This is a genomic window from Psychrobacter sp. UBA3068 (assembly GCF_002366815.1).
Lineage (GTDB): Bacteria > Pseudomonadota > Gammaproteobacteria > Pseudomonadales > Moraxellaceae > Psychrobacter > Psychrobacter namhaensis.
The window spans coordinates 25913-51036 of sequence record NZ_DFBY01000012.1; the positions used below are offsets into that span (position 1 = coordinate 25913).

Annotated in this window: 21 protein-coding genes and 1 pseudogene; 12 read left to right on the forward strand and 10 right to left on the reverse strand. The window is 45.8% G+C overall.

Going from position 1 to position 25124, the window contains the following annotated elements:
- The first annotated feature begins 83 nt into the window (after positions 1-83).
- From atpG to B2P60_RS03080, 6 genes are all read left to right on the forward strand, one after another.
- Complete coding sequence (atpG, locus tag B2P60_RS03055; RefSeq protein WP_286739390.1) at positions 84-965, forward strand: F0F1 ATP synthase subunit gamma; 882 nt, start codon at positions 84-86, stop codon at positions 963-965.
- A 38-nt stretch (positions 966-1003) separates the two neighbouring features.
- Positions 1004-2437, forward strand: coding sequence for a F0F1 ATP synthase subunit beta (atpD, locus tag B2P60_RS03060; protein WP_286739392.1), 1434 nt, complete (start codon positions 1004-1006; stop codon positions 2435-2437).
- 104 nt (positions 2438-2541) lie between these two features.
- Positions 2542-2958, forward strand: coding sequence for a F0F1 ATP synthase subunit epsilon (locus tag B2P60_RS03065; protein WP_193005563.1), 417 nt, complete (start codon positions 2542-2544; stop codon positions 2956-2958).
- 612 nt (positions 2959-3570) lie between these two features.
- Positions 3571-4287: a response regulator gene (locus tag B2P60_RS03070; RefSeq protein WP_058023509.1), complete on the forward strand. Its 717-nt coding sequence runs from the start codon at positions 3571-3573 to the stop codon at positions 4285-4287.
- 315 nt (positions 4288-4602) lie between these two features.
- A complete protein-coding gene (locus tag B2P60_RS03075; protein WP_286739395.1) occupies positions 4603-6291 on the forward strand; it encodes an ATP-binding protein in 1689 nt (562 codons plus the stop codon).
- Between the two features lie 177 nt (positions 6292-6468).
- Positions 6469-6648, forward strand: a complete 180-nt coding sequence (locus B2P60_RS03080; protein WP_198334427.1) for a hypothetical protein — start codon at positions 6469-6471, stop codon at positions 6646-6648.
- A gap of 66 nt (positions 6649-6714) precedes the next feature.
- Here B2P60_RS03080 and B2P60_RS03085 read toward each other — a convergent pair whose 3' ends face one another.
- The gene (locus B2P60_RS03085; RefSeq protein ID WP_286739397.1) at positions 6715-8193 is read right to left on the reverse strand and encodes an ATP-binding protein; all 1479 of its coding nucleotides are present in this window, start codon (positions 8191-8193) and stop codon (positions 6715-6717) included.
- Positions 8194-8519: 326 nt separating this feature from the next.
- On the opposite strand from B2P60_RS03085, the gene rpsP reads away from it, so the two are divergent.
- The 4 genes from rpsP (at position 8520) to rplS (ending at position 10960) form a co-directional block, all read left to right on the forward strand.
- Positions 8520-8789, forward strand: a complete 270-nt coding sequence (rpsP, locus tag B2P60_RS03090; RefSeq protein WP_193005559.1) for a 30S ribosomal protein S16 — start codon at positions 8520-8522, stop codon at positions 8787-8789.
- Between the two features lie 167 nt (positions 8790-8956).
- Positions 8957-9490 (forward strand): ribosome maturation factor RimM, encoded by a 534-nt coding sequence (rimM, locus tag B2P60_RS03095; RefSeq protein ID WP_286739398.1) that lies wholly within the window; start codon positions 8957-8959, stop codon positions 9488-9490.
- A 107-nt stretch (positions 9491-9597) separates the two neighbouring features.
- Complete coding sequence (trmD, locus tag B2P60_RS03100; RefSeq protein ID WP_286739400.1) at positions 9598-10368, forward strand: tRNA (guanosine(37)-N1)-methyltransferase TrmD; 771 nt, start codon at positions 9598-9600, stop codon at positions 10366-10368.
- A 169-nt stretch (positions 10369-10537) separates the two neighbouring features.
- A complete protein-coding gene (rplS, locus tag B2P60_RS03105) occupies positions 10538-10960 on the forward strand; it encodes a 50S ribosomal protein L19 (protein WP_193005556.1) in 423 nt (140 codons plus the stop codon).
- Positions 10961-11168: 208 nt separating this feature from the next.
- Here rplS and B2P60_RS03110 read toward each other — a convergent pair whose 3' ends face one another.
- On the reverse strand, positions 11169-11726 hold the full coding sequence (locus B2P60_RS03110) for a DUF4442 domain-containing protein (RefSeq protein ID WP_193005555.1): 558 nt from the start codon (positions 11724-11726) through the stop codon (positions 11169-11171).
- 521 nt (positions 11727-12247) lie between these two features.
- Between B2P60_RS03110 and B2P60_RS03115 the strand changes: the two genes are divergently transcribed.
- On the forward strand, positions 12248-13774 hold the full coding sequence (locus tag B2P60_RS03115) for a DUF3360 family protein (protein ID WP_193005554.1): 1527 nt from the start codon (positions 12248-12250) through the stop codon (positions 13772-13774).
- 143 nt (positions 13775-13917) lie between these two features.
- Positions 13918-15762 (forward strand): excinuclease ABC subunit UvrC, encoded by a 1845-nt coding sequence (gene uvrC, locus B2P60_RS03120; protein WP_286739453.1) that lies wholly within the window; start codon positions 13918-13920, stop codon positions 15760-15762.
- Positions 15763-15916: 154 nt separating this feature from the next.
- Here the strand turns inward: uvrC and B2P60_RS03125 are convergent, their stop codons facing one another.
- From B2P60_RS03125 to urtA, 8 genes and pseudogenes are all read right to left on the reverse strand, one after another.
- On the reverse strand, positions 15917-16489 hold the full coding sequence (locus B2P60_RS03125; RefSeq protein ID WP_230710683.1) for a dihydrofolate reductase: 573 nt from the start codon (positions 16487-16489) through the stop codon (positions 15917-15919).
- Positions 16490-16535: 46 nt separating this feature from the next.
- Entirely contained in the window at positions 16536-17405 is an 870-nt protein-coding gene (locus B2P60_RS03130; protein ID WP_198334432.1) for a thymidylate synthase, read from the reverse strand.
- A gap of 158 nt (positions 17406-17563) precedes the next feature.
- The gene (gene lgt, locus B2P60_RS03135) at positions 17564-18448 is read right to left on the reverse strand and encodes a prolipoprotein diacylglyceryl transferase (protein WP_198334433.1); all 885 of its coding nucleotides are present in this window, start codon (positions 18446-18448) and stop codon (positions 17564-17566) included.
- A 230-nt stretch (positions 18449-18678) separates the two neighbouring features.
- The gene (gene urtE, locus B2P60_RS03140) at positions 18679-19377 is read right to left on the reverse strand and encodes an urea ABC transporter ATP-binding subunit UrtE (protein WP_286739406.1); all 699 of its coding nucleotides are present in this window, start codon (positions 19375-19377) and stop codon (positions 18679-18681) included.
- 32 nt (positions 19378-19409) lie between these two features.
- Positions 19410-20162: pseudogene (urtD, locus tag B2P60_RS03145) on the reverse strand (urea ABC transporter ATP-binding protein UrtD); the annotation flags it as partial.
- 161 nt (positions 20163-20323) lie between these two features.
- Positions 20324-21394 (reverse strand): urea ABC transporter permease subunit UrtC, encoded by a 1071-nt coding sequence (gene urtC, locus B2P60_RS03150; protein WP_286739408.1) that lies wholly within the window; start codon positions 21392-21394, stop codon positions 20324-20326.
- 10 nt (positions 21395-21404) lie between these two features.
- Positions 21405-23057, reverse strand: a complete 1653-nt coding sequence (urtB, locus tag B2P60_RS03155) for an urea ABC transporter permease subunit UrtB (protein ID WP_414706619.1) — start codon at positions 23055-23057, stop codon at positions 21405-21407.
- 412 nt (positions 23058-23469) lie between these two features.
- Positions 23470-24747: an urea ABC transporter substrate-binding protein gene (urtA, locus tag B2P60_RS03160; protein WP_286739456.1), complete on the reverse strand. Its 1278-nt coding sequence runs from the start codon at positions 24745-24747 to the stop codon at positions 23470-23472.
- Between the last annotated feature and the right edge of the window lie 377 nt (positions 24748-25124).

The window sequence follows — 25124 nt, forward strand, 5'->3', positions numbered from 1 at the left end:
TGTTACTCTGTAAGAGTGATGTTGTGTATCAAATGATTGTCGCATGCGCCAATGCTTTTTAACCCTCTTATATTGGAATCATTATGGCAAGCTTAAAAGAGATACGTGCCAAAGTCACCAGTATTAAAAGCACCCAAAAAATTACTCGTGCTATGCAAATGGTAGCGGCAAGTAAAATGCGCCGTGCCCAAGAGCGTATGGAAGTGGGTCGCCCGTATGCTGATAGTATGCGCCGGGTTATTTCACATTTGGTGCATGCTTCATCAGACTACAAACATCCGTATATGGTATCGCGTCCAGTCAATAAGGTTGGCTACATTGTCATTACCTCTGATCGCGGTCTGGCGGGTGGTTTGAATATTAACCTATTCAAAGCTTTATCTAAGAGTATCCAAGATTATCAAGATCAGTCTATCCAAGCTGAGTTTGCGGTCATTGGCGCTAAAGGTGTGAGTTTCTTTAAAAACTTTGGTGGCAAAGTCACCTCAGCGGTGACGGATTATGGCGACAAGCCAACGTTTGAGCAATTAAACGCACCTGTCCAAGCCATGCTTGAGGATTATAGTAACGGTAATTTAGACCGTATCTATGTGGTGTATAATCAGTTTGTGAATGCCATGACCCAAAAGCCAATAGTCAATCAGTTAGTGCCTCTGCCAGAGGACTCATTTGATGATGAAGACAGCGGCTTACAGACAGAACTTAGCTGGGATTACATCTACGAGCCTGACATCAAGACATTGATTGATGAATTGCTTGGTCGCTACATTGAGTCGATTGTTTATCAAGCGGTAATGGAAAACATTGCCTCTGAGCAGTCTTCACGTATGGTTGCGATGAAAGCGGCAACAGATAATGCTGGTGACCTTATTAACGATTTACAGTTGGTTTATAACAAGCTGCGTCAAGCGGCGATTACCCGAGAAATCTCGGAAATCGTTGGCGGTGCTGCTGCTGTTTCATAATTGACTACACCTATATATAGAAGTTCAAGGAGAACGCAATGAGTAGCGGTCGTATTGTACAGATTATTGGCGCGGTTCTTGACGTTGAGTTTAACCGTAACGAAGTTCCTCAGATTTTTGATGCCTTGCAAGTAGATGGCACCGAAACTACCCTAGAAGTACAGCAACAGCTAGGTGATGGTATCGTGCGTACTATTGCGATGGGTTCAACCGAAGGCCTAAAGCGTAACTTAGCGGTTACCAATACGGGTGCAGCTATTTCTGTACCTGTCGGTACGGGTACCCTTGGTCGTATTATGGATGTTCTTGGTCGTCCTATTGATGAAGAAGGTCCTGTTGTCGCTGACGAAAAGTGGTCTATCCACCGTGAAGCGCCAACCTACGCAGATCAGTCAAACAGTACTGAGCTACTAGAGACTGGTATTAAAGTTATCGATCTACTTTGCCCGTTTGCTAAAGGTGGTAAAGTTGGTCTGTTCGGTGGTGCGGGTGTTGGTAAGACCGTCAACATGATGGAATTGATCAACAACATCGCGCTAAAGCATGAAGGTTTGTCAGTGTTTGCTGGTGTTGGTGAGCGTACGCGTGAAGGTAATGATTTCTATCACGAAATGCAAGAAGCTGGCGTTGTAAACACCGAAGACTTTAGTAAATCTAAAGTAGCAATGGTATATGGCCAGATGAATGAGCCACCAGGTAACCGTCTACGTGTTGCCCTGTCTGGTTTGACCATGGCTGAATACTTCCGTGATACCAAAGATCCTGCTACTGGCAAAGGTCGTGACGTATTGTTGTTCGTTGATAATATTTATCGTTATACGCTAGCAGGTACTGAAGTATCAGCACTGCTTGGCCGTATGCCATCAGCGGTTGGTTATCAGCCAACACTAGCTGAAGAGATGGGTATGCTACAAGAGCGTATTACGTCAACTCAGTCAGGCTCTATTACCTCAGTACAAGCGGTATATGTACCTGCCGATGATTTGACCGATCCATCACCAGCGACCACGTTTGCCCACTTGGATGCGACAGTGGTACTAAACCGTGATATCGCCTCACAAGGTATTTATCCTGCGGTTGATCCCCTAGACTCGACCTCTCGTCAGCTAGATCCACAAGTGATTGGCGAAGAGCACTATAATGTGGCTCGTGGGGTACAGGAAGTTCTACAGCGTTATAAAGAGCTTAAAGACATCATCGCCATCCTAGGTATGGATGAGTTATCAGAAGAAGATAAACTAGTTGTTTATCGTGCGCGTAAGATTCAGCGCTTCTTGTCTCAGCCATTCCACGTCGCTGAAGTCTTTACTGGTGCACCTGGTAAATATGTGCCGCTACGCGATACTATTGCTAGCTTTAAAGCAATCATTGCGGGTGAATACGATGACCTACCAGAGCAAGCTTTCTACATGGCTGGTAGCATCGATGAAGTAGTCGCCAAAGCAGAGAAAATGAAATCTACTGCAGCCTAAGTTGTGTTAGCATTTGCTAAAAGGCAAATAGGTCATAATAAATCTATTTGCCACTAAGTAACGCATCGCAGTTTTGATTGTGTTTTGATCGTAAGGAGTTAAGTATGGCAACGTTACAATGTCGCGTCGTAAGTGCTCGTGAAGAGTTGTATTCAGGCGAAATTAGCATGTTAATAGCTACTGGTACCGAAGGCGAGATTGGTGTATTGCCAGGTCATACACCGCTTATTACTTTGTTAAAGCCGGGTGCAATGCGAGTGCAGACACCAAATGGTGAAGAAGAAGTGATTTATGTATCAGGTGGTGTGTTAGAAGTACAACCGAAGATGGTAACAGTATTGGCTGATACAGCCGTGCGTGCCCATAACCTTGACGAAAGCAAAATCGTTGAAGCACGCAAAAAAGCAGAGCAAATGCTGGTTAACCAATCTGATACGTTACAAACCAATGCGGCTCTGGCATCGCTTGCAGAATCAGTAGGACAGTTACAGACGATTCGTAAGTACAAAAACCGCGCTTAATCTTATGGTTTAAAAGGCTAATGGTTTAATCTAGTCTGATAACCAATCATAAAAAAACAGTCCATGATGGGCTGTTTTTTTTGTGCCTATGATTAATCCCATGGATTTTACGACTTATTCAATCAAGCATTTTGCTGCCGTTTACCTAAAGAAGATAAATGTTCCCAAAATATCTGTGTGATGGCATAGGAGCCAACTATTATTAAGAAATTTCTAAAAATGATACTGGCGACAACGACAATATATGGTTATATTAGAGACGATAGATAATAAGTACTAAGTGAGAGTTAACAACACTGTGGTTGTGTGACTCGCTACGCGTGGCTGCCTGCATGGGCTAAATACTAAAGCGTGAATAAAAACCACCTTACTCAAGGGTACGTCCTTAGAATGGATGATTTTTGGACGTAAACTAAAGTTTTAATCGGTGTAGTTTATAGGTTTTGTTAACGACTATAAGCTATAGTACAGGAAGCCGTAGGTTTAATAGTATACTGTGCTACCAAGTTTGTAACAGCTATACGAACATCAATTGTGCCACTGTATGGTGCTATTAATTTTACCGCTCTTACTTTTACTGCTTTTAAATTAGATGTATTAGAGGATATAACAATGACAACGACTGAAGAAGACAACACCCCCCGAATTTTGATTGTTGAGGATGATGAGCGTCTGGCCATGTTGACTCAAGATTACTTGGTCAAAAACGGCTTAGAAGTAGCCATTGAAACTGATGGCAACCGTGCGATTCGCCGTATCGTGAATGAACAGCCAGATATGGTCGTGCTTGATGTCATGCTTCCTGGTAGCGATGGTCTGACGGTGTGCCGTGAAGTTCGCCCCCATTATCAAAACCCTATTTTGATGTTGACGGCTCGTACTGAAGACATGGATCAAGTACTAGGTCTTGAGATGGGTGCTGATGACTATGTTGCAAAGCCAGCTCAGCCACGCGTATTGCTTGCTCGTATTCGTGCTTTACTCCGTCGCTCAGAAAATGCGCCGTCAGAAGATGTCCCACAGCGCTTAGAGTTTGGTGAATTGGTCATCGATAATGGTGGTCGTTCAGTCAACCTAGGTGATGAGTTGGTTGATTTCACGAGTGCAGAGTATGACCTACTGTGGTTGCTCGCTTCTAATGCTGGCCGAATTTTGTCACGTGAAGATATTTTTGAGCGCCTACGTGGTATCGAGTATGATGGGCAGGATCGCTCAATTGATGTACGTATCTCACGCATTCGTCCAAAAATTGGTGATGATCCAGAAAACCCAAAGCGCATTAAAACCGTTCGTAGTAAGGGTTATTTGTTTGTGAAGGAAGGCAATTAAGTCTGTTTTTCTCAGACAGTAACTTATTGATTATGACCGTAAAATAAAAAAACCAGCTTACCTGCTGGTTTTTTTGTGGCTAAATTTTAATTTTTAAACTTAAATACAGCATTATGTGTTTTAATTAAGCAATTATTGTGGGTGCTGTACAAAAACAGATGTATCAATGCCGTTTTAGGCGATGATCATACGTCCGTTAAAGTACAGCAGTCAGAATGGCTCTTTATTCAATAGTGCGCGATATCATTTATAATGCAGCGTTTAGTGGCTGAATGATATCAGCAGTTTTTATTTATTAAGTTGGTCACGGCACGTATGTCATTAGTTTCTTCTTTAAAACACAGTATCTTCGTTCGTATTTATGCTGGACTACTTATAGTCTGTTTATGTGTGGCATTATTTGCTCAGCTGTTGATGGATACAATCAATAAAGAACGCGTGCAGTCCTACCGTGAAAACATGGCCATGGGTGCTTTTCATCTGGTCAGTGAAGGTATTTCACATCAGGATAATGAAGAGCAGCGTGAGTATTGGCTGTCCGATGCCAGTAGCTTATTTGGCTCACAATTTCGTGTTGTACCTATTAGTGAGATAGATTTTAACGCCAGTGAACTGCGACGTTTTGAAAATGACAAAACGGTCGTTCGTTACGTCACTCAACCTATTTATGCTGATGTCTATTATCGTCTCCCAGACGATCAAAGCGTTTTAACCGCAAGGATATCACAAGTAACTGAGCAGCAAGTGCGGGCAATCGCTGTGTTCTTGTTGGATGATTTGTCTTATTACATGACGTTGTCTGACAAACGGGCACGCTTGGCTCAGCTCGAAAAAAAGTTCTCCTTTCCATTAGAATTTAAAGCCGTCAACGCGCTTGATTTGGATACCGATCAGCTGGCGCGCTTACGCCGTGATGAAGTCGTCATCTCGTTACAGGACACCAATAGCAGCAAAAGTAATTCAGCTATCAAGGTAATAGTGCCGTCTGAGATTAACGACATGGCAATTTTGATCGGTCCTGTGCCACTGTTTAATTGGTATCCCCTTAATTTGATTATTAGTATGATTCTTATCAGCATGTTTTTAATCAGCTTGGGTGTGTATGCGCTTATTTTCCCTCTCGAACGCAAACTACAATTGATACAAGTCGGGGTTAATGAGGTCAGTAAAGGCAACCTTGATATTCAAGTTCAGGTACTGGGACAGGATGAGATTGCTCGTCTGTCAGCGACCTTTAACGCCATGACCTCGCATATCAAGCGTTTGATTGAATCACAGCGAGAGTTGACGCGTGCCGTGTCCCATGAGCTGCGTACCCCTGTTGCGCGTATTCGCTTTGCCGTAGATATGCTGGCTGATACGGATGATGAGGACTCACGCTTTATGCAGCGTGACTATATCGATGAAGACATTGAATCGCTGAATGGTTTGATTGATGAGATTTTGACCTATGCCAAGCTTGAAGAGGGGTCACCAAAACTGGATTTAGAACCAGTGAATCTAAGAGAGCTACTTGAGCAGATTGAACGTGAAACCAATGCTCTAGGCAAACCTATCAAAATTGTGACTAAATTACCCAGTGCTAAAGTCACGGCAGTCGCAGATCGACGTTATTTACACCGTGTGATTCAGAACCTCGCAGGTAATGCGTTACGTTATGCAGAAACGACGATTATCATTAGTGCGGGCGTCAAAAAAGGCAATGCCTTTGTGAGTGTAGAAGATGATGGTCATGGTATTCCTGAAGCAGATCGCGAAAAGGTGTTTATTCCGTTTTCACGGTTAGATGACAGTCGTACACGCGCATCAGGTGGCTATGGTCTGGGCTTGTCTATTGTGTCGCGCATTGCCTTTTGGTTTAATGGCAGTATGAAGGTAAACGAAAGCCAAGAGCTTGGTGGTGCCCGATTTGTCATGACTTGGCCCATCAAACCACTGACACAAATTCTGGCGGCTGATGAATTGACGCAAGAAAAAAGCGAGCGTGACTTTGAAGTGAAATAGTGAAGTGAAACAGTATCGTCGTATCGTCGTATCGTCGTATTGGCTCATTGATCTTCTTTAGTTAAAATAGGGTTAACGTAATCAATGGGTTATGGGGTAGGCTGACTACATAGGTCGACTGATTATCGGTAAACTGATGGTTTTGAAAAGTAGCTTGCAAGTATAGGAGAGCAAAGCGTGCCATATTTATTTGGTGGTTTGATAGTTCTGAATGCGCTAACGTTGGGTTATTACCTATTCTTGCAGCAGCCATCGACTACACAAACGTTAAAAGCGGCAAAAGACGACATAACGCAGCCCTTAGCGTTTACCAATAGTGCCAAATATATTCCGCCTGTCATTGGAACGAAAGACTAGGCTGTACGGCTTCAAACCACCGTGAAAAATATGTAAGGACTTCTTTAGATGTCCACTCCTGCGTTTTTAGGCATCTTTACCCGATGTCAGGTCATGAGAGATAGGGGTTTTCTCGGTATCAGCGGCCACCGTCTTATCCCCAGCAACCTTGGAGAGTAGGGGAATACGCACGCACACTTGTAGGCCACCATCAGGATGGTTGATGGCTTCCACGGTCCCATGATGCAGACGCGCGATACGCCCTACAATGGCAAGACCTAGCCCGCTACCTTGGGTGGTACGCGCTGTCTCTCCACGCTCAAAGGGCTGCATAATCCTCTCTAGTTGATCTTCTGCCACGCCATCACCGCAGTCACGCACACATATCACTAACTGCTCTTGCGCTTCTTTATTGACAGCACTCTCGCTGACCACATCGCTGTCTGTTTCTGGTGTAGTTTCTGTGAAAGTTGGCACGACCGTCGCTGACAGATAAATTGGTGGTTTACCGTAGCGCTTCGCATTGTTTACCAAATTGATAATGAGACGTTTGATAGACATGGGACGGACGGGGACCACTTTGTGACACTCTGATTGGTAAACAAATTCCATCGGCGAAAACTGCACCATAATTTCATTAAATATGGTATCCAAATTGGTTAGGCTGACCGGTTCATCGGAGCCATCTTTCATAAATGAGATAAATTGCTCCAAAATAGCGTCCATATCTTCAATATCGTAAATCAACCCTTCTCGAAAAAAGTCATCTGGCAGCATCTCGGCGGTCAAGCGCATGCGCGTCAATGGGGTACGCAGGTCATGTGAGATACCAGCCAGCATGATCGTTCGTTCTTTTTGCGCCTGATTTAAAGTGGTAAATAAACGGTTGAACGCCATGTTTACTTGACGTATCTCGGTAGGACCTTTTTGCGTGGGTAATGTGGTGGCGTGTCCAAGGCGAATGTAGTTGGTTGCGGCGCGCTGTAAATATCGTAGCGGACGATTTAGTTGCCGTGCGAGTAAAATAATGGTTAACAGGGACAAAATCGGCAGACCAATAAGGAACAGTACCAGCAGCCCTGGGCTGTATTGAGAGTAATAAACCACCGGTTCGCGAATCCAAAAACTGTTATCACGGCTGTCTTGTACCCAAAGTTGCGGCGTTGGTTTAAATTTAAAATACACCTCAACAGGTCGACCCAACTGCGCGCCGATTTCGCGTTGGAGCACATCGGTAAAGACGCCAACAAAGGCCTTATCAGAAACCTCTGGAAAGTCGTTAGGATTGTTCACCACCACCACATGGGAATGCTGGTAAATCCATTGACGCACCTTAGGCTGATTTTGCCAGTCTTCATTGACGCTGTTCATTAACTGCAGCTCGCTTGTCAAATAGCGTGCATGGTTTTTTAGCTCAGGCAAATACAGGCTGCGCCAAAAAAACAGAATCGACAAACTGACACTGATAAGAACGATAAAAGCGACCATCAAGGTTGTCAACCAAGTGTTGGAGTAAGAGCGTGGCAGCCAACCTTTACGACGGGGTTTTGGGTTTGGGGTGGTCATATAAATCCAACATGTTGGGAGATATTTTATTAAACTCAAAGTAGAGACAACGACTTGTCTGCCTACTTTTAAAGCACGGTTTCATTTTTCTAAGGATGAGAGCGATCATTTTAATGATTGACCGTGCTATGATGCTATAGAGTAGCACAATAAACCAACAACACGACTGGTTGAAATCCACGCCTATTATCAATAATGTTTTACATGGATGGGCATTTAAGCTATTGTTAATAAATAATTAAATAAGCGCAGTTTATGTTTTCAATGAATCAAGACTGTGATATAATTATGCCCTTTTTGGTATACCTGCGAAAGAGAGAATTCACATGGTTGTTATTCGTTTAGCACGGGGCGGTGCCAAGAAACGCCCATTTTATCAAGTAGTTGTTGCTGATCAACGCCGCGCGCGTGACGGTCGCTATATTGAAAACATCGGCTTTTTTAACCCACTCGCTAAAGAGTCTGAAGAAGCAGTACGCCTAAATATGGAAGCGTACAATGCGTGGATCGCAAAAGGTGCACAACCTTCAGATCGCGTTGCTTCATTGGTAAAATCTTACAACAAGTCTGCCGCTCAAACTGAAGCAACTGCTTAAGTTTTTTGCTGTCACTGAGATGCTGGTAACACGTTTATAAGCATGACTCAGAAGACTTTAGAATACATAGCGTAACTGGTCTGACCAGGGTGCGCCATTAACTGTTTATCGCTTTTGACTCAATTGTCTTTTACAGTTGGTGTTTTAATCATTTTAGGTTCGCCGTTATGTCATCTACTCCAAACGCTAGTTCCCTTATGAAGATCGGTCAGCTCAAGAAGCCTTATGGCATCAAAGGCTGGCTTTGGGTGTTTAGCGATACTGATGATCGTACGGCCATATTTGACATGCAGCCTTGGTGGATGAAAACCGCCACTGGCATGAAACCTTTGACTGTGAAAGCTTGGCGTGAGCAAGGAGTAGGAATTGTCGCTCAATTTGAGCAAATTCCTGATCGTAATGTTGCTGAGACCATGAACGGGGTGACCGTTTGGGTTGAACAAGACGTTTTGCCTGAGACAGCAGAAGGCGAATATTATTGGTCGGATTTGGTCAGTCTGCGCGTGATAAACGAGCAGGGTGAGTATCTAGGCGATATTACTGAAATGTTTGAAACCGGCGCCCATGACATCATGCGGGTAACGGCAAATTCAGACAGTTTGGATAGTGAAGAGCGCCTGATTCCATGGCACAAGCAAACTGTGATAGAGGTCGATATGACTGAAAAAACAGTGCGGGTGGCGTGGCCAAGTGACTATTAATATCGTACTTAGTGATATCGTTTCTGGTGATATCGCTTCTGGCTTTTTAGTCAGACGGCATTAGTTTTCACACCGATCGTTTTAGCCTTAAGGTAAGTAGATATCAGATGTATTTTGCCGTCATTAGTATTTTTCCTGAGATGTTTGCCACGATTCGTGAGTTTGGAATCACGGGACGGGCGGTGACTCAAGAGCAAATTACGATTGACTGCATCAATCCACGTGATTATACCACTGATAACTATCGCCGTATTGATGAGCGCCCGTATGGTGGCGGTCCTGGGATGGTGATGATGGCTGAGCCATTATCAAAAGCCATTGAGGATGCGCGTCTGCGAGCGAGTCAACATGGTTGCCGTGTCGACAGTGAGCACTGTCCGGTGATTTATATGTCACCACAAGGGCAGACGCTCAGCGAGAGTAGCGTGGTCAGTATGGCTAAGTATGATGGCATGATTTTATTATGCGGTCGTTACGAAGGTATTGATGAGCGCTTACTCACGCAGTATGTCGACATGGAAGTATCACTTGGTGATTATGTGTTGACTGGTGGCGAGCTGCCAGCAATGGTGCTAATGGATAGTGTGATACGTCGTTTGCCCGATATCATGGGTGATGACAAGTCAGCTGAGCAAGACTCCTTCGTGGATGGATTGCTTGATTGTCCACACTATACTAAGCCGCATGAGTTTGCTGGTATAGCAGTACCTGAGGTCTTACTTTCAGGTCATCATGCCAATATCGCTAAGTGGCGCTTTAGTCAGCAAGTCAGTCGTACGCAAGCGCGTCGTCCAGACTTATGGCAAGCGTTTACCCCAACGCTTACGCAAGCGAAGTGGCTAAAAGCATTGGCAAAAGCAGATAAAAACGAGTTTTGATAAACAGTTAAGCAATAGAATTTTGAGCAATAATAAAACGAGTCATAGCATAATGGCCGTTGGTTATAACCCATTTACGTTTCATCTCACTATAAAGAGATGCGATTAATTATTACAAACAGGTGATATGCGTTAAGCCTCTATTATCTAATGTGAGGAGATAACTCTCATGAGCAACAAGCATCCATTGGTTCAGGTCATCGAAAACGCTCAATTGCTTGAGCGCCCAAGCTTTGCACCCGGCGATACCGTTGTGGTTCAAGTAAAAGTACGTGAAGGTGAGCGTGAGCGTCTACAGGCTTTTGAAGGCGTTGTAATCGCTAAGCGTAACCGCGGTGTAAACTCAGCGTTTACCGTACGTAAAATCTCAAGCGGCGTTGGTGTTGAGCGTGCATTCCAATTGCATTCACCAATCATTGATAGCATTGAAGTGAAACGCCGCGGTGCTGTTCGCCGTGCGAAACTGTACTACTTACGTGAGCGCTCTGGTAAATCAGCCCGTATCCGCGAAAAGCTTGGTGCTCGTCCAGTGGCTCAGAAAAAAACTGACGCTGGTGTACCGGATGCAGTTGAAACTGCCCCTGGTATCTAAGCACACGCTGGCTGTTCTTAGTTGATCGTATGATTGACTAAGCTCAGGCAATAGTAGATACAAGCCCTTATTCATAGGTTTATTTATAAATAAGCGGGCCATACCAAAAAAGACAAAACCCCAGTCTATGCGAAAGCTAGATTGGGGTTTTTGTATGTGGGGTTTTAAGTTTGAGCGTTGGCGTTAAACAGCCAACTTAGTGATCAAATTAGACATCAAAGTTATCGACGCGGCTACTTTGATGTTTGGACTTACTGTACTTGCGTAATCGAATGTATATTGTTTTAGTGACGGTAGCGACAGTTTTCTGCTGCTCATCGACGAGATCAACTGTATACGTGCGAAACACCGCATCACCGTTTTTTGCCAGTTCTTGAATAGTGGTAATCTCGGTGCTGGGAATCTTCATTCGAGCGGTGACTTTGCTGTTGCCAGGGGCGACAAACTCGATATGTGAGCTTTTATCCCAAACCACGTAACTGCTACCCAGTTGGTGCATCAGCATTATCATATAAAATGGATCAACCATGGCGTACAAGCTGCCCCCAAACTGGGTACCCACGATGTTTTTGTTCAGGCTGTTTAACCCCATACTCACCACGCACAGTCCTTGATCAAGGTCGATGTGATCAATTTTAATGCCAGCACCAACGTATGGGGCATAAGTGTTGATACGCAACTTAAGTAAATGCGGTGTCAGCAGCGGCATGATATTTTTTTTAGCTTTACGTTTTAATGTCTCAAAGTTGATGGGTAATAAACTCATAAATCAATCCTATTATCTTACTTTTTAATGTTACATGCTTGCTGATTGAGATACATTTACATGCTAAGTACTAAAGAGTGACTGACCAAAAAACCTTTATCATAATGAAAAACCACGAAGCTCGCTAGTCTTAGAGCGGGCTAAAGCATTGATCGAGTCATGCTAGTTTTATACTTACTTGATCTACTATAGCGTAACTTATTAGAGCGTTATTAGCGGTAAAAATAGGTATCCACCATAGCTATTGCTACTTTTTCTGAGCTCATATTAACCGATCAACCTCACTTCTCCTACTATTACTTTTTCGAAATAAAAGCCAATTAAGGTTCATAAAATGATAAATGCAAACTTTTAGTTATCATTAATAATGAGACGCATAGTATCTTTAAATAATTATAGGCTCGCAATTCAAGGTCTCATGACATACAATAGCGTGCAATTTGTGATGGACGCTTTACTGGATATAGAGCTAAGTCAACTATTGTAATTAACCGAAGTCTCAGTCGACATAAGGAAATGTGATGAGTAATACTCAGATACCTTCTCCAGGGTCTAATCAGAAGCCTTCCAATCCATCCGACTACGACAGCGAGCTTGCAGGCAGTTATCGTGATTTGCATCAATCAAGCGCAAGCTTTGACAGTCGTGACGCGTATCTAAATCATGAACTACAGATCATGCAGCCAAAGCGCTGGCGTGCAAACTTACCGTTTCGTGATTATCGTTTTGAATATGAAGATACCATTCCAGCAATGGCCGCAACCATTGGTAAGGTGGTCATGGTGGGTGCCATTGCCGCAACTTTTGCAGGGCCACTTGGTTTGGGCGACGCGTTTGTTTTAGAAAACGTGCGTTATGAGCTATTAATTGTCTCGTTTTTTGTCATTTTATTTTCAGGGTTTTTGCTACCGACAGCCAACCTTGCGGGTACTCACGGTCCATTAATTCCGCTGATTCCTATTGTGGTTGCCGCTGGCGGTCACCCGATGGCCTTTGGCCTGCTCATTGGTGCCTTCGGTTTGCTCCTAGCCATCAGTAAAGGGGGCAGTTTGCTGGCAAACTTGACCAGTAAAGGCGTGTGTGGTGGTTTGCTGCTTTATTTAGGTTTCATTGGTACGATTTCACAAGTTAAAAATCTGTTTGCTTGGGCGGAAGGCATTGGCATGGCGCACATTGCCTTTGTGGTGATTCTACTGACGATTGTACTGTATGCGGTGCTTGAGAATTTCCAAAAGCGGTGGTTAGCTGTGCCCTTAAGCTGCTTATTGGGCGGGGGTGTCGCTTTTGCCATGGGCGCACCGTTTGCGTTTGAAACGGCACCAGGTCTACCAAACATGAACCCGATGTACTGGTGGGGCGAAAACACCGGTTGGATGCTAGGACTACCCACTGTTGAGAGCTTTATTGTGGTGCTGCCATTTGCCGTACTGGCTGTCGCCATGTGGTCACCAGACTTCTTGGGTCATCAAGTCTTTCAGAAAATCAGCTATCCAAAACGTACTGAGCGTGTGCTCATGGATATCGATGATACGATGACAAGCGCTTCTATTCGTCAGGTGGCAGGCTCGATACTGGGCGGCGCGAATTTTGCGTCGTCATGGGGTACTTATATTGTACCAGCGGCGATTGCTAAGCGTCCTATTCCGGCAGGGGCTGTGTTAACGGGTGTGTTTTGTCTGATTGCGGGTGTGTGGGGTTATCCCATGGATTTGGCCATTTGGGAGCCAGTGATGTGTGTGGCGCTGATTGTGGGGGTTTTTATTCCCTTGCTTGAAGCGGGTATGGAGATGACACGTGAAGGTAAAACGACGCAGTCCGCAGCGATTGTCGTATTTGCTTCCGCGCTAGTCAATCCGGCATTTGGGTGGTCGATCACCTTGGTGCTTGATAATCTAGGACTTATTGGCTCTAAAGAGCGTAGTGCCAATCTCTCGAAAATGAGCCGCTGGATTATTCCTGTGATTACCTTTGTGGTCTTAACTGGGGTGATGGCTATCGTTGGTATGTTGCCTGGTATTCCAGCGCTGTTACCAAACTTCCGTCATTAGTAGCTTGTAAGTAGTACGCTTAAAAAACCAGCCTTGTGCTGGTTTTTTTTATGGCAGTTGCTAAACATGTCATCAGCTTGCAAAATCGGTGTGGTCGCCCCATAAATATTGATATTCATCACGTTTTAAGAGCAAAATATTCTATGGTCAATGTTTCAGCATCGAGCCCCGCCGACGATAAAACAGTCCGCCTTAAGCATTTAATTCAGCGCCTGCCAAACTTGCCAGGGGTCTATAAAATGCTGGGTAAAAACGGTGATATTCTGTACGTTGGTAAAGCCAAATCGCTAAAGAGTCGTGTAAATAGTTATTTTGCGAAAACGATCGACCACCCCAAGACACGGGCGCTGGTGGCTCGCATTCACAATATCGAGACCATTATTACTCGTAGTGAAACTGAAGCGTTATTGCTCGAGCAAAACCTGATTAAAGAACATCGTCCGCCTTATAACGTTTTGTTGCGTGATGATAAATCCTACCTTTACGTGTTCATTTCAGCGGATGATCCTTATCCCAGACTGGCGTATGGGCGCGGCAAAGGCAATCATCAAAAAGGACGGTTTTTTGGGCCTTTTCCCTCAGCCCATGCCGCTAAAGAAACACTGGTGCTGATGCAAAAAATGTTTCAAATGCGCCAATGTACCAATACTTTTTTTAAACAACGCAAGCGCCCTTGTCTTGAGTACCAGATTAAGCGTTGCCGTGCGCCTTGCGTGGGTTTGGTGTCGCCAGAAGAATATAGCGAAGATGTTAACAACACGATTCGCTTTTTAAAGGGCGATTCTAGCGACATTCATAGTGCCCTGATTGAAAAAATGGAGAGTGCTGCTGAAGCGTTGGATTTTGAAAAGGCCGTATTTTATCGCGATCAGCTGTCGATGCTGCGCGAAGTACAAGCGCGGCAAGCCGTTTATACGGTAGAAGGTGAGGCCGATGTGATTTCTATTGCCAGTCAGGCAGGTATGACTTGTGTCAACGTACTTACCGTGCGCGGTGGCCGTGTGTTGGGTGGTAAGAACTATTTTCCTGATGTCGATAGTAGTGAGCCGCTTGCAGATAACTTGTCGGCCTTTATTACGTCGTTCTATTTTCAGGTGACCGATGATTTACCAGCAGAGATTATTTTAAGCCATGAGTTGCCGGATCAAAATGCCGTTAGTGAGGCACTGGCAACGCATTTTGGTAGCAAAGTCGTTATTAAGAATAAAGTACGCGAGCACCGTTCAGAATGGCTAGACTTAGCAAAACTGAATACAAATAATGCGCTAAAAATCAAGCTGGGTGATTATTTAGAGCTGCATGCACGCTTTGGCGCCTTAAAAGACGTGCTAGCTGATGTCACAGATCGAACCATTGATCGGATTGAATGCTTTGATATTTCCCATACCATGGGCGAGGCGACCATTGGCAGCTGCGTGGTCTTTGATCAAGGTGGCTCGCGTCGTCGTGATTACCGTCAGTATGCGATTCATGATATTCAAGGCGGTGATGATTATGCGGCAATGAAGCAAGTGTTGACGCGTCGCTATAAGAAACAGCCACTGCCAGATTTGTTGCTCATCGATGGTGGTAAAGGTCAGCTTGGGATAGCCAAAGACGTGCTGACAGAATTGGGTATTCTTGGTGATACTTTGCTCATTAGTGTGGCAAAAGGCGAGGGGCGCAAGGCTGGACTTGAGGTACTACACTTTATTGACCATGAGCCGCTTGATTTGCCAATGGATAGCAAAGCGCTGCATTTATTGATGCACATTCGTGATGAGGCGCACCGTTTTGCGATCACAGCGCATCGTAAGAAGCGTGATAAGCGCCGTTCATCGTCCGTGCTTGAGGTGATACCAGGACTCGGTGAAAAGCGCCGCCGTGACTTACTCAATCACTTTGGCGGTATGCAGCAGCTGCTTGGGGCCTCTCAGCAAGAATTGGCAGGTGTGCAAGGCATTGGTCCGGTGCTGGCGAAGACGGTTTATAAAGTACTGCATGAGTAGCCTGACCAAATATTATACTAGATAGCTATGGCCTGAACTTGGTTTTGCCCGTGTCTTAATATGATGCGTTGGCCACACTATAATGGGGACATCATAGACAGTTTTACCCAACCATGAGATCCCCATTATTTTATTTTTAACAAGCGAGTCGCTATTATTGATTGGCTTTTCTTTGGTAAGTCACAAATCTAAACGCTAACTCGCTTTTTTCATCACGCATTTGCTCAGATTCTGCTGCGACTATAAAGTCATCGGGCAATTCTGGATAAAAAGCCTCCCCATCAGAAATGTCAGTGTCTACGTGGGTCAATTCGATACGATCCGTGTACATCATGGCGTCATTAAATACGCGCTCACCACCAATCACCCAAATCGTGTCAAGATGCGCGCCGTGGGCGAGACTAGCGGCTTGCGTTAACGCATCGTCTAAATTGTGTACGACATAAGCGTTATCGTTGCCGACTAGGCCTGCTTTTTCAGCGTAATCCAACTGGCTACTGATAATAAAGCTCACGCGCTTTGGTAACGGTTTGCTGCCCATCGACTCAAATGTCTTGCGGCCCATAATGACGATACCTTGCGTCGCGCCCTCATTTTCTTTGGTGGTCAGCTTTTTGAAATGCTGCAAGTCTGTTGAGATATGCCACGGCAGCTTATTATCCTTGCCGATACAGCGATTACTACTAATAGCAGCGATTTGGGCGACTTCAGTGCGGGCATAACTCATAATATATCCTTGTTATTCTCATTAAAAATGAAGTAAAAACAGCTGCTTATACCGCCACTTTTGCTTTAATAGCAGGATGTGACTCATAGCCATCCACGCTAATATCTTCATAGGTAAAAGCAAAAATATTATCAACATCCGCGTTGAGCGTCAATGTTGGCAGCTGATAAAGCGAGCGTGTCAGCTGTCGTTCGACTTGCTCGCGGTGGTTTTGATAAATATGACAGTCGCCGCCCGTCCAGATAAACTCGCCAACGTCGAGTCCACAAACCTGCGCAACCATGTGGGTCAATAGCGCGTAGCTTGCGATATTGAACGGCACACCTAAAAACAAATCTGCTGAACGCTGATAGAGCTGGCACGACAGTTTATTGTCCGCGACAAAGAATTGAAACAGCGTATGACAAGGCGGCAAGGCGACTTGTTCTGCCTCACCCGGATTCCAACCTGACACAATTAAGCGTCGTGAATTAGGGTTGTGCTTTATTTGCTCAATAACTTGCGCTATTTGATCGACGCCATCGCTGTCGTAGCTGCCATCTTCACGCTTACTTGCGCCATAATTACGCCATTGATGACCATACACTGGGCCTAAATCGCCAGCAGGACGGTTGAAGCGGGCGGTTTGTTCTGCCGTTGCCCACTCATTCCAAATACGCACGCCGTTTTCTTGTAAGTAGTTGACGTGGGTGCTCCCGCTTAAGAACCATAGTAGCTCATAGACGATGGATTTAAAGTGTACTTTTTTGGTCGTTAACAGAGGAAAGCCTGTCGTTAAGTCAAAACGTAACTGCGCGCCAAAGTGGCTTAACGTACCCGTACCAGTACGATCGCCTTTTTCCGTACCATTAGCGAGGACGTGGCGCAGCAAATCAAGATACGCTTGCTCGTTATTACTTTGGTTGCCATTGATCATAAAAAATGCTCTTTAATTACTGCCGACAGCGCCTACTACTGGGCGAATTATCGTTATAAACACTGTCGTTGTTAAAAGTATTGCTAGGGTAGGTGTTTGTCACCATTTGCCCTATTATTCATATTCAAGTTATCACTGTCGGTATTGAAGCAACCGTCTTAATAAGCAGCTTGCTTGCCCCAATCATAGATACCGCGTTTGTAAGCGTAACCGACCAAGAACAGACCAATAATAATCATCGGGGCGCTCAAAATTTGTCCTTTGGTCATCCAACCTAACAAAATGAATCCTTGGTCGACATCCGGCTGACGGAAGAACTCGATGATAAAGCGGCTAAAACCGTAACCCAACATGAAAACACCGGTGACTGCCATACGAGGACGGGGTTTTGAGGAATACCACCACAAAAACAGAAACAGTAGCAGCCCTTCGGCAAAGGCTTCATACAACTGTGACGGGTGGCGAGGCAGTAGATACTGTCCATTGACCTCAATCATAATATCTTGCAGCTCAGGATTGGCCTGTAGTAGCTGCATATCAAAGCCCGCCGCCTGAGGAAAGTAAGTGAGCCAATTATAACCGCCATCAGAGACGCGGCCCCACAGCTCACCATTGATATAGTTACCAATACGGCCAAACAACAGACCAGTCGGTACGCAAGGGACGATAAAATCAAGCACCTGAAAGGGTGTCTTTTTATACTTGCGGGCAAAATACAGCATACCAAGCATGACACCGATGAGGCCACCATGAAATGACATACCGCCTTCCCAGACCTTGAATAGATAAGCGGGATTTTCTAGCAGCTCGCTGAATTGATAAAACAACACATAGCCGACCCGGCCCCCTAAAATGACACCCAGTGCCCCAAAAAACACCAAGTCCGAGACCATGTCTGTAGACCAGTTGTCGCGTTTGGTGCTGCGATACCATGCCAAACCATAAGCGGCAGCAAATGCCAGTAAATACATCAGTCCATACCAATGGACTTCGACGGGTCCAAGTGCTAAGGCGACAGGATCGTACTGAGGATGAATCATCATAAGGGCATCATAATATTGATAATAAAGTGCTGACTATAATAGCAAATTTCATCCGCTGGGCATACACAATTGCGAGGCGGCAGTCACTGGAGGTTGGTAAGATGAGACGTTGTTCCTAACCGTACTTTATTGGCTTTATGGGGGATTGACGCTAGATGACAGCCTAGGACAAATATGCCATCTTTAACGCTATCGGGCTGTCACTATCACGTGAGCGTGACCGAGTGGGGTTAAATGGCGACCAACTCTTGCACGTTGTTTGCTAGCATGCTGTCGCCTGCCCCCTGTGACACTACTTGCCCGCGCGACAGTACGGTGTAGTTGTCAGCAAGCTCCTCGGCAAACTCGTAGAACTGCTCGACCAGTACAATAGCCATGTCGCCTTGATGGGCCAAATCGCGCAGGACGCGGCCAATATCTTTGATAATAGATGGTTGAATGCCTTCAGTAGGCTCATCTAAAATCAGTACGGCCGGCTCAGAGGCTAGCGCACGAGCGATAGCCAGTTGCTGCTGCTGACCCCCTGATAAATCTCCACCGCGACGGTGTTTCATTTCATCGAGTACGGGAAAAATGTCATACAAATGCTTGGGCACTTGCCGCGCTTTGCTACGTGAAAACTTGGCCATACCAATCAAAATGTTTTCCTCGACCGTCAAAGTCGAAAAGATATCGCGCCCTTGCGGCACGTACGCTAGGCCTTCCCGTACGCGCTGCTCAGATGATAGTTTGCTGATGTCTTTGTCATTGAGTAAAATTTGTCCTGACTTGATTGGCAGTATGCCCATCAGACATTTAAGCAGCGTGGTTTTGCCTACGCCATTGCGGCCGAGCACCACACTACATTCGCCCACAGGCGCGGTAAACGAGACATCCCGTAAGATGTGACTGCCGCCGTAATATTGGTTGATGGCATTAACTTGTAACATAATTGTCTCCTAACCTCGAATTGTTTTGTGGTTTATCGACCCAAGTAGGACTCAATCACCGCTTCGTTGGCTTGTACCTCAGCTAATGTGCCTTCGGCCAAAATAGCCCCTTGCGCCAATACCGTGACTTTTTCGCTAATGGCATCGATAAAGGTCATGTCATGCTCAACCACGATCAGCGTATGGTTTTGTTTGAGGCGCAGGCACAGCTCAGCGGTGTGCTCGGTTTCGGCATCGGTCATACCCGCCACAGGCTCATCAAGCAAAATAAGTTTAGGGCTTTGCATAAGGAGCATGCCAATCTCAAGCCACTGCTTTTGCCCGTGTGAGAGCAAGCCAGCAGGTTTGTTTATGCTGTCCGTTAAGCGGATTTGCTGTAGGGTAGTGTCTAAGGTAACGCGAGTATCCGCGTCGAGTTTATTAAACAAGCTTTTGACGACGCGCTTGTCTTTGGGTGCGGCAAGCAACAAATTGTCCATCACCGTAAAATTTTCGAACACGGTGGGTTTTTGAAACTTACGGCCAATGCCAGCCTCAGCGATTTCTTCGGTCGATAAGCTGGCAAGGTTGTGGGTTTGACCAAAAAATACGCTGCCCTCAGTGGGACGGGTTTTACCAGTAATGACGTCCATCAGCGTGGTTTTGCCCGCGCCATTGGGGCCAATGATGCAGCGCAGCTCACCCTCTTCAATGTAGAGTGACAAATTATTAAGAGCCCGAAACGAATCAAACCAAACACTCACCTCTTCTAAGTACAGAGCAATGCCGTGGCTAAAATCCACCTCTGCTGATTTTGGGTGACTGAGGCCATCACCGCCATGCGTACTTCCATATTCATTGGTTGGATTAGATGGCTTGCCATTAGCGCTAAGGGTATTATTTAATGACTCACTTTTTGGCGTGACACGAGTAGGCGGCTTGGACGATAGTGATTTGTGATTTAGCATTATTGCTTCTCCTTTTTAAAGCGGTCGAACAAGCCCATAATACCGTTGGGTAAGAACAGGGTGACCACCACGAATAGCCCGCCTAGTATCAGTAGCCAAAACTCAGGATAGGCAACCGTAAAGTAGGTCTTGACCGAATTGACCACGCCAGTGCCTAAAATGGCGCCAATCAGTTTGCCTCTACCGCCCGTTGCTACCCAGACCGCCATTTCAATGGAGTTCACAGGGTTCATCTCGCTTGGGTTGATGATCCCCACTTGCGGCACATAGAGCGCGCCTGCGATACCTGCAATGACGGCAGATAACACCCAAGCAGACAGCTTGTACCATAGCGTACGGTAACCTAAGTACTGTAAGCGGTTTTCGCTATCACGAATGGCGCCAAGCACTCGGCCATAAGGCTGGTTCATCAAATAGCGTAGGCCCATGTAGGACAGCAAAAGCGCGACGGCAGTAACAAAGCACAGCAAGGCGCGGGTTGAAGCGGCAGTAATGTCATAGCCAAGGAGCGTGGTAAAGCCCGTAAAGCCATTGTTGCCGCCAAAGCCCGTTTCGTTACGGAAGAATAGTAAGGCTGCGGCGTACACCATCGCTTGGGTAATGATCGAAAAATACACGCCTTTGATTTTGGAGCGAAAGGCAAAGAAGCCAAAAATAAAAGCGATCACTCCAGGCACCAGTATCACCAGCGCCATGGCCCACCAAAAGTTTTGAGTGCCCGCCCAGTACCACGGCATTTCAGTCCAGCTCAAAAAGCGCATAAAATCGGGCAAGGCGTCGCCCGCTGTTTCGCGTGTTAAATACATGCCAAACGCATAACCACCCAAGGCAAAGTACAAACCGTGGCCCAAACTCAAAATACCGGCGTAGCCCCATACGAGATCTAACGCTAAGGCCACCATGGCCAATGCCATGATTTTGCCAATGAGCGTGATCCAGTAGGCGGATAGGTAAAAAGGGGAGGTCTCTGGCATCAAGTGTAGCCAAGGCAGTATCAATAGTATGGCAAAGCACACACCAATCAAAATGGCGCTACGCGGTGTATCAGACAGTAATTTGGTTAATATCATAGCGGTCTCCTTATTCGACAAAGCGGCCTTTGAGTGCAAATAAACCTTGTGGCCGCTTCTGAATAAACAGAATCACAAGAACCAACAACACAATTTTAGCCAATACAGCGCCAATACCAATCTCGAGTACTGTGCCGCTGATACCAAGCCCTAAGGCGGCCAATACCGCGCCCCATACTTGTCCGACACCGCCCACGACCACGACCAAAAACGTGTCGATAATATAAGTTTGGCCCAAATCAGGACCCACGTTACCTACTTGCGCCAAAGCGCAGCCAGCCATGCCAGCCAGACCAGAACCCAAACCAAATGCCATCATATCGATACGGGCGGAGCGGATACCGACAGCACGCGCCATTTGACGATTTTGAGTGACTGCTCGTATAAACAAACCAAAGCGAGTCTTATTGAGTAAATACACCAAGAGCGCCACGATAATGATAGTAAACACGATGATGGCAATACGGTTATAAGGGAGCACAAGGCTTGACGACACTTGATACGCACCGCTGAGCCACGCCACGTTACTGACTTCCACGTTTTGAGCGCCAAAAATCATCCGTACCAATTGCATCAAAATCAGACTCACCCCAAAGGTCGCCAATAAAGTCTCTAGCTCACGGCCATATAATGGACGAATCACGATACGCTCAATAACCATGCCGATGATAGCGCTGACCATAAAAGCCGCTGGAATAGCGGCAAGCAAATACCAACCAGCCATATCTGGCAAGTAAGTTTGAAATAAGTTTTGCACCATATAAGTGGTATAAGCACCAATCATAATCAGCTCACCGTGCGCCATATTAATCACGCCCAGCAAACCAAAGGTAATGGCAAGACCAAGCGCCGCCAGCAGTAAAATACTGGCGGTACTCATACCCGTGAAGATATGACCGGTCCATGTGCTTATTTGGATACGGCGCGCCACGCTATCTCTGGCATCGATAAGGGCCGCTTTGAGCGTGGGGTTTACATTATCATTGGCAAGGGCAGACTCTATATCAACCAATACCTGCGGGCTGTCGCTGTCAGCAAGCACAGACAGCGCCGCAATTTGCGTTGGTAGATCACCGTTTTTGAAGTCAATACGCGCTTGTAGTGCGGCCAGTGCTTTTTTGACTTTAGCATTGTCCTCGGTAGCCGCTGCTGCTGTAATAATGGCGGGATCTACTTGGTCAATATTGTCAGCCAAAATCGCCACGGCTTGTAGACGCTGTGCGGGTTTGTCAGACTCTAGCTTGACCTTGGCGCGCCCAAAGATAAGCGCCGAGCGGAGCGCATTGGTCAGGGTGATTGGTGCTAAGTCACTTGGCCAATCTGCCGTCTCTTTTTTATCAGGATAAGTCAACAGCTGATCATCGGCATTGAGCAAATAAGTTTGATCACCGTTGCCTTGATATAGCTCGTCATTTTCAATGAACGCCACCAAATTATCCAGGCTCTCAACCGAACCTGGCCAGTGACTTAGCATGGCTTGCCGCTGACCAAAATCACCCGCCACAAACTGCTCGATAGTATCCCCTGAGGCCGCAGTCGAGGGCAGGCTGGTTGGTGCTGATTCTGGCGTAATGAGCGACTGCTCATGCTGAGTTTGCAGGGTGTCACTGGGCGTATTTAGCGCAGCAGCTGTCACTGCTACCGTATTTGCTTGGTTGGCCATTTCGCTGCTGTGCGTATGCTCGGTTTGGCTCTCATGAGCGTGAGCCACTGTGACCGTACTGAGTATTAATAACCACAATAGCTGTCGTGGCAGCCACTGCGTAAAAACAGATGACAGGCTTATTTTTTCATTGATGCTGGTGTTATTAATGGAGGCGCGCCGATAGGGTGTGGCGACGGGCGCGGGGTATCCTGTGGTAGCACGTAAAGTATGGCGCTGCATGTGTGGCTCCCTGTTTTTCACAGACAACAAACCCTCAGCCTTTACTACGTGGCGTATCAAATAGTAAAGATATGGTTAAGGTTTGAAGGTCTGTAAATGGTTGAAAATAAATGTGGAGAGTCGGCAAGAGGACGGTTACTAATGTGATGTCTACCTGTGCGTTTCTCGCCCATGTGCTTGTCAGCACAATTTATTTGGGGATATACTCACTCCATGGCTGCGCTCGGATGACCTCTGGCGTTTTAAAAATGGTGTCAAACTGACCATCCGCCCGTATTTGACCAATCATGACAGGCTTCCACAAATGATGGTTTTCCTCATCCATTTTCAATGTGTATCCTGACGGGGCGTCAAATGTTTGCCCAGCCATGCTGATGCGCACTTTATCAACATCGGTAGTACCAGCGTCTTCAACCGCTTGTTTCCACATGTTGATACCGACATAGGTGGCTTCCATCGGGTCATTGGTCACCACTTTGTCAGCATTCGGTAGGTTATGGTCTATGGCATATTGTTTATAGCGTTTGGTGAAGTCGCTATTGGTTGGGTTTTTGATCGACATAAAGTAGTTCCACGCCGCCAAATGCCCTTGTAGTAAGCTGGTATCAATGCCGCGCAGCTCTTCTTCGCCCACAGAGAACGCCATGACTGGGATATCGGAGGCTTTGATCCCTTGGTTGGCAAGTTCACGATAAAACGGCACGTTTGAGTCGCCATTGATGGTAGAGATTACCGCTGTCTTCTTGCCCGTTGAGAATTTTTTAATGTTGGATACGATGGTTTGATAGTTACTGAAGCCAAATGGTGTGTACTCTTCCATGATGTCGGCCTCAGCCACGCCTTTTGACTTTAAAAACGCCTTTAAAATCTGGTTGGTGGTACGCGGGTAAACATAATCAGTACCCAGCAATACAAAACGCTCGGCACCGCCGCCTTCCTCACTCATTAAGTACTCTACCGCTGGGATGGCTTGCTGGTTTGGCGCAGCCCCAGTATAAAAAATGTTTTCTGATTGCTCTTGACCCTCATACTGTACGGGATAAAACATCAAGCCATTCAACTCCTCAACCACTGGCAGTACGGACTTGCGTGATACTGATGTCCAACCGCCAAAAATCACATCGACTTTGTCTTGTGTTAATAGCTGACGGGCTTTTTCAGCAAATAAGGGCCAATCAGAGGCAGGGTCAACGACCACAGGTTCTAGTTGTTTACCAAGTACGCCGCCATTGGCATTGATCTCATCAATGGTCATTAGCGCAGTGTCTTTTAAAGAGGTTTCAGAGATGGCCATGGTGCCAGACAGCGAGTGTAAGATGCCTACTTTGATTGTGTCGCCGTCAGCCACAGGGACGGTTGTGGTTTCTGTCGTTGTCTCTGTTGTCGCAGTCTCAGCAGGCTTTTGACAGCCAGCGAGACTCAAGCTACCAACGACGGCAATGGCTAATAGCGAAAAGTGTGATTTCATTTTGCCGTGGAAATGAGCGTTAATAAATTGAGGATTGGCTAGCATGGGTAACGAAAACATGGACATCTCCTAAATAAACACAAAGATAAATACTGCTCCTGAACACTAATTAAGAGTTCAAGTTCCATGCCAAGTCAAAAAGTCCCCTAATCGAGTAATAGTTGAGCAATAATCAAATATTATCGGCTATTTTCCTTAATTTAGTGCATGGCTGTGCATAAGTTGCACCATAAAGGGGAGAATAAAAAAGGTTGGTGCAGCAAGATAGAAGGGCTGAATTACAGATATAAAGACATTTATTGCTAAAAATCGCCAAAACGGCTACGGTGATATCGTTAAGGCATGCGTGATTCTGTGCGGTTATAGGTTTTTAATTT

Coding starts and splice junctions, on each gene's coding strand:
- urtE (WP_286739406.1), bottom strand. CDS start 19,377: ATGTTACAAGTTAATGCCATCAACCAATATTACGGCGGCAGTCACATC.
- B2P60_RS03125 (WP_230710683.1), bottom strand. CDS start 16,489: ATGAGTTATGCCCGCACTGAAGTCGCCCAAATCGCTGCTATTAGTAGT.
- atpG (WP_286739390.1), top strand. CDS start 84: ATGGCAAGCTTAAAAGAGATACGTGCCAAAGTCACCAGTATTAAAAGC.
- rimM (WP_286739398.1), top strand. CDS start 8,957: ATGTCATCTACTCCAAACGCTAGTTCCCTTATGAAGATCGGTCAGCTC.
- B2P60_RS03130 (WP_198334432.1), bottom strand. CDS start 17,405: ATGATCAATGGCAACCAAAGTAATAACGAGCAAGCGTATCTTGATTTG.
- B2P60_RS03110 (WP_193005555.1), bottom strand. CDS start 11,726: ATGAGTTTATTACCCATCAACTTTGAGACATTAAAACGTAAAGCTAAA.
- B2P60_RS03115 (WP_193005554.1), top strand. CDS start 12,248: ATGAGTAATACTCAGATACCTTCTCCAGGGTCTAATCAGAAGCCTTCC.
- rplS (WP_193005556.1), top strand. CDS start 10,538: ATGAGCAACAAGCATCCATTGGTTCAGGTCATCGAAAACGCTCAATTG.
- lgt (WP_198334433.1), bottom strand. CDS start 18,448: ATGATGATTCATCCTCAGTACGATCCTGTCGCCTTAGCACTTGGACCC.
- urtC (WP_286739408.1), bottom strand. CDS start 21,394: ATGATATTAACCAAATTACTGTCTGATACACCGCGTAGCGCCATTTTG.
- B2P60_RS03070 (WP_058023509.1), top strand. CDS start 3,571: ATGACAACGACTGAAGAAGACAACACCCCCCGAATTTTGATTGTTGAG.
- B2P60_RS03065 (WP_193005563.1), top strand. CDS start 2,542: ATGGCAACGTTACAATGTCGCGTCGTAAGTGCTCGTGAAGAGTTGTAT.
- B2P60_RS03085 (WP_286739397.1), bottom strand. CDS start 8,193: ATGACCACCCCAAACCCAAAACCCCGTCGTAAAGGTTGGCTGCCACGC.
- B2P60_RS03075 (WP_286739395.1), top strand. CDS start 4,603: ATGTCATTAGTTTCTTCTTTAAAACACAGTATCTTCGTTCGTATTTAT.
- urtA (WP_286739456.1), bottom strand. CDS start 24,747: ATGAAATCACACTTTTCGCTATTAGCCATTGCCGTCGTTGGTAGCTTG.
- uvrC (WP_286739453.1), top strand. CDS start 13,918: ATGGTCAATGTTTCAGCATCGAGCCCCGCCGACGATAAAACAGTCCGC.
- trmD (WP_286739400.1), top strand. CDS start 9,598: ATGTATTTTGCCGTCATTAGTATTTTTCCTGAGATGTTTGCCACGATT.
- rpsP (WP_193005559.1), top strand. CDS start 8,520: ATGGTTGTTATTCGTTTAGCACGGGGCGGTGCCAAGAAACGCCCATTT.
- atpD (WP_286739392.1), top strand. CDS start 1,004: ATGAGTAGCGGTCGTATTGTACAGATTATTGGCGCGGTTCTTGACGTT.
- urtB (WP_414706619.1), bottom strand. CDS start 23,057: ATGGCCAACCAAGCAAATACGGTAGCAGTGACAGCTGCTGCGCTAAAT.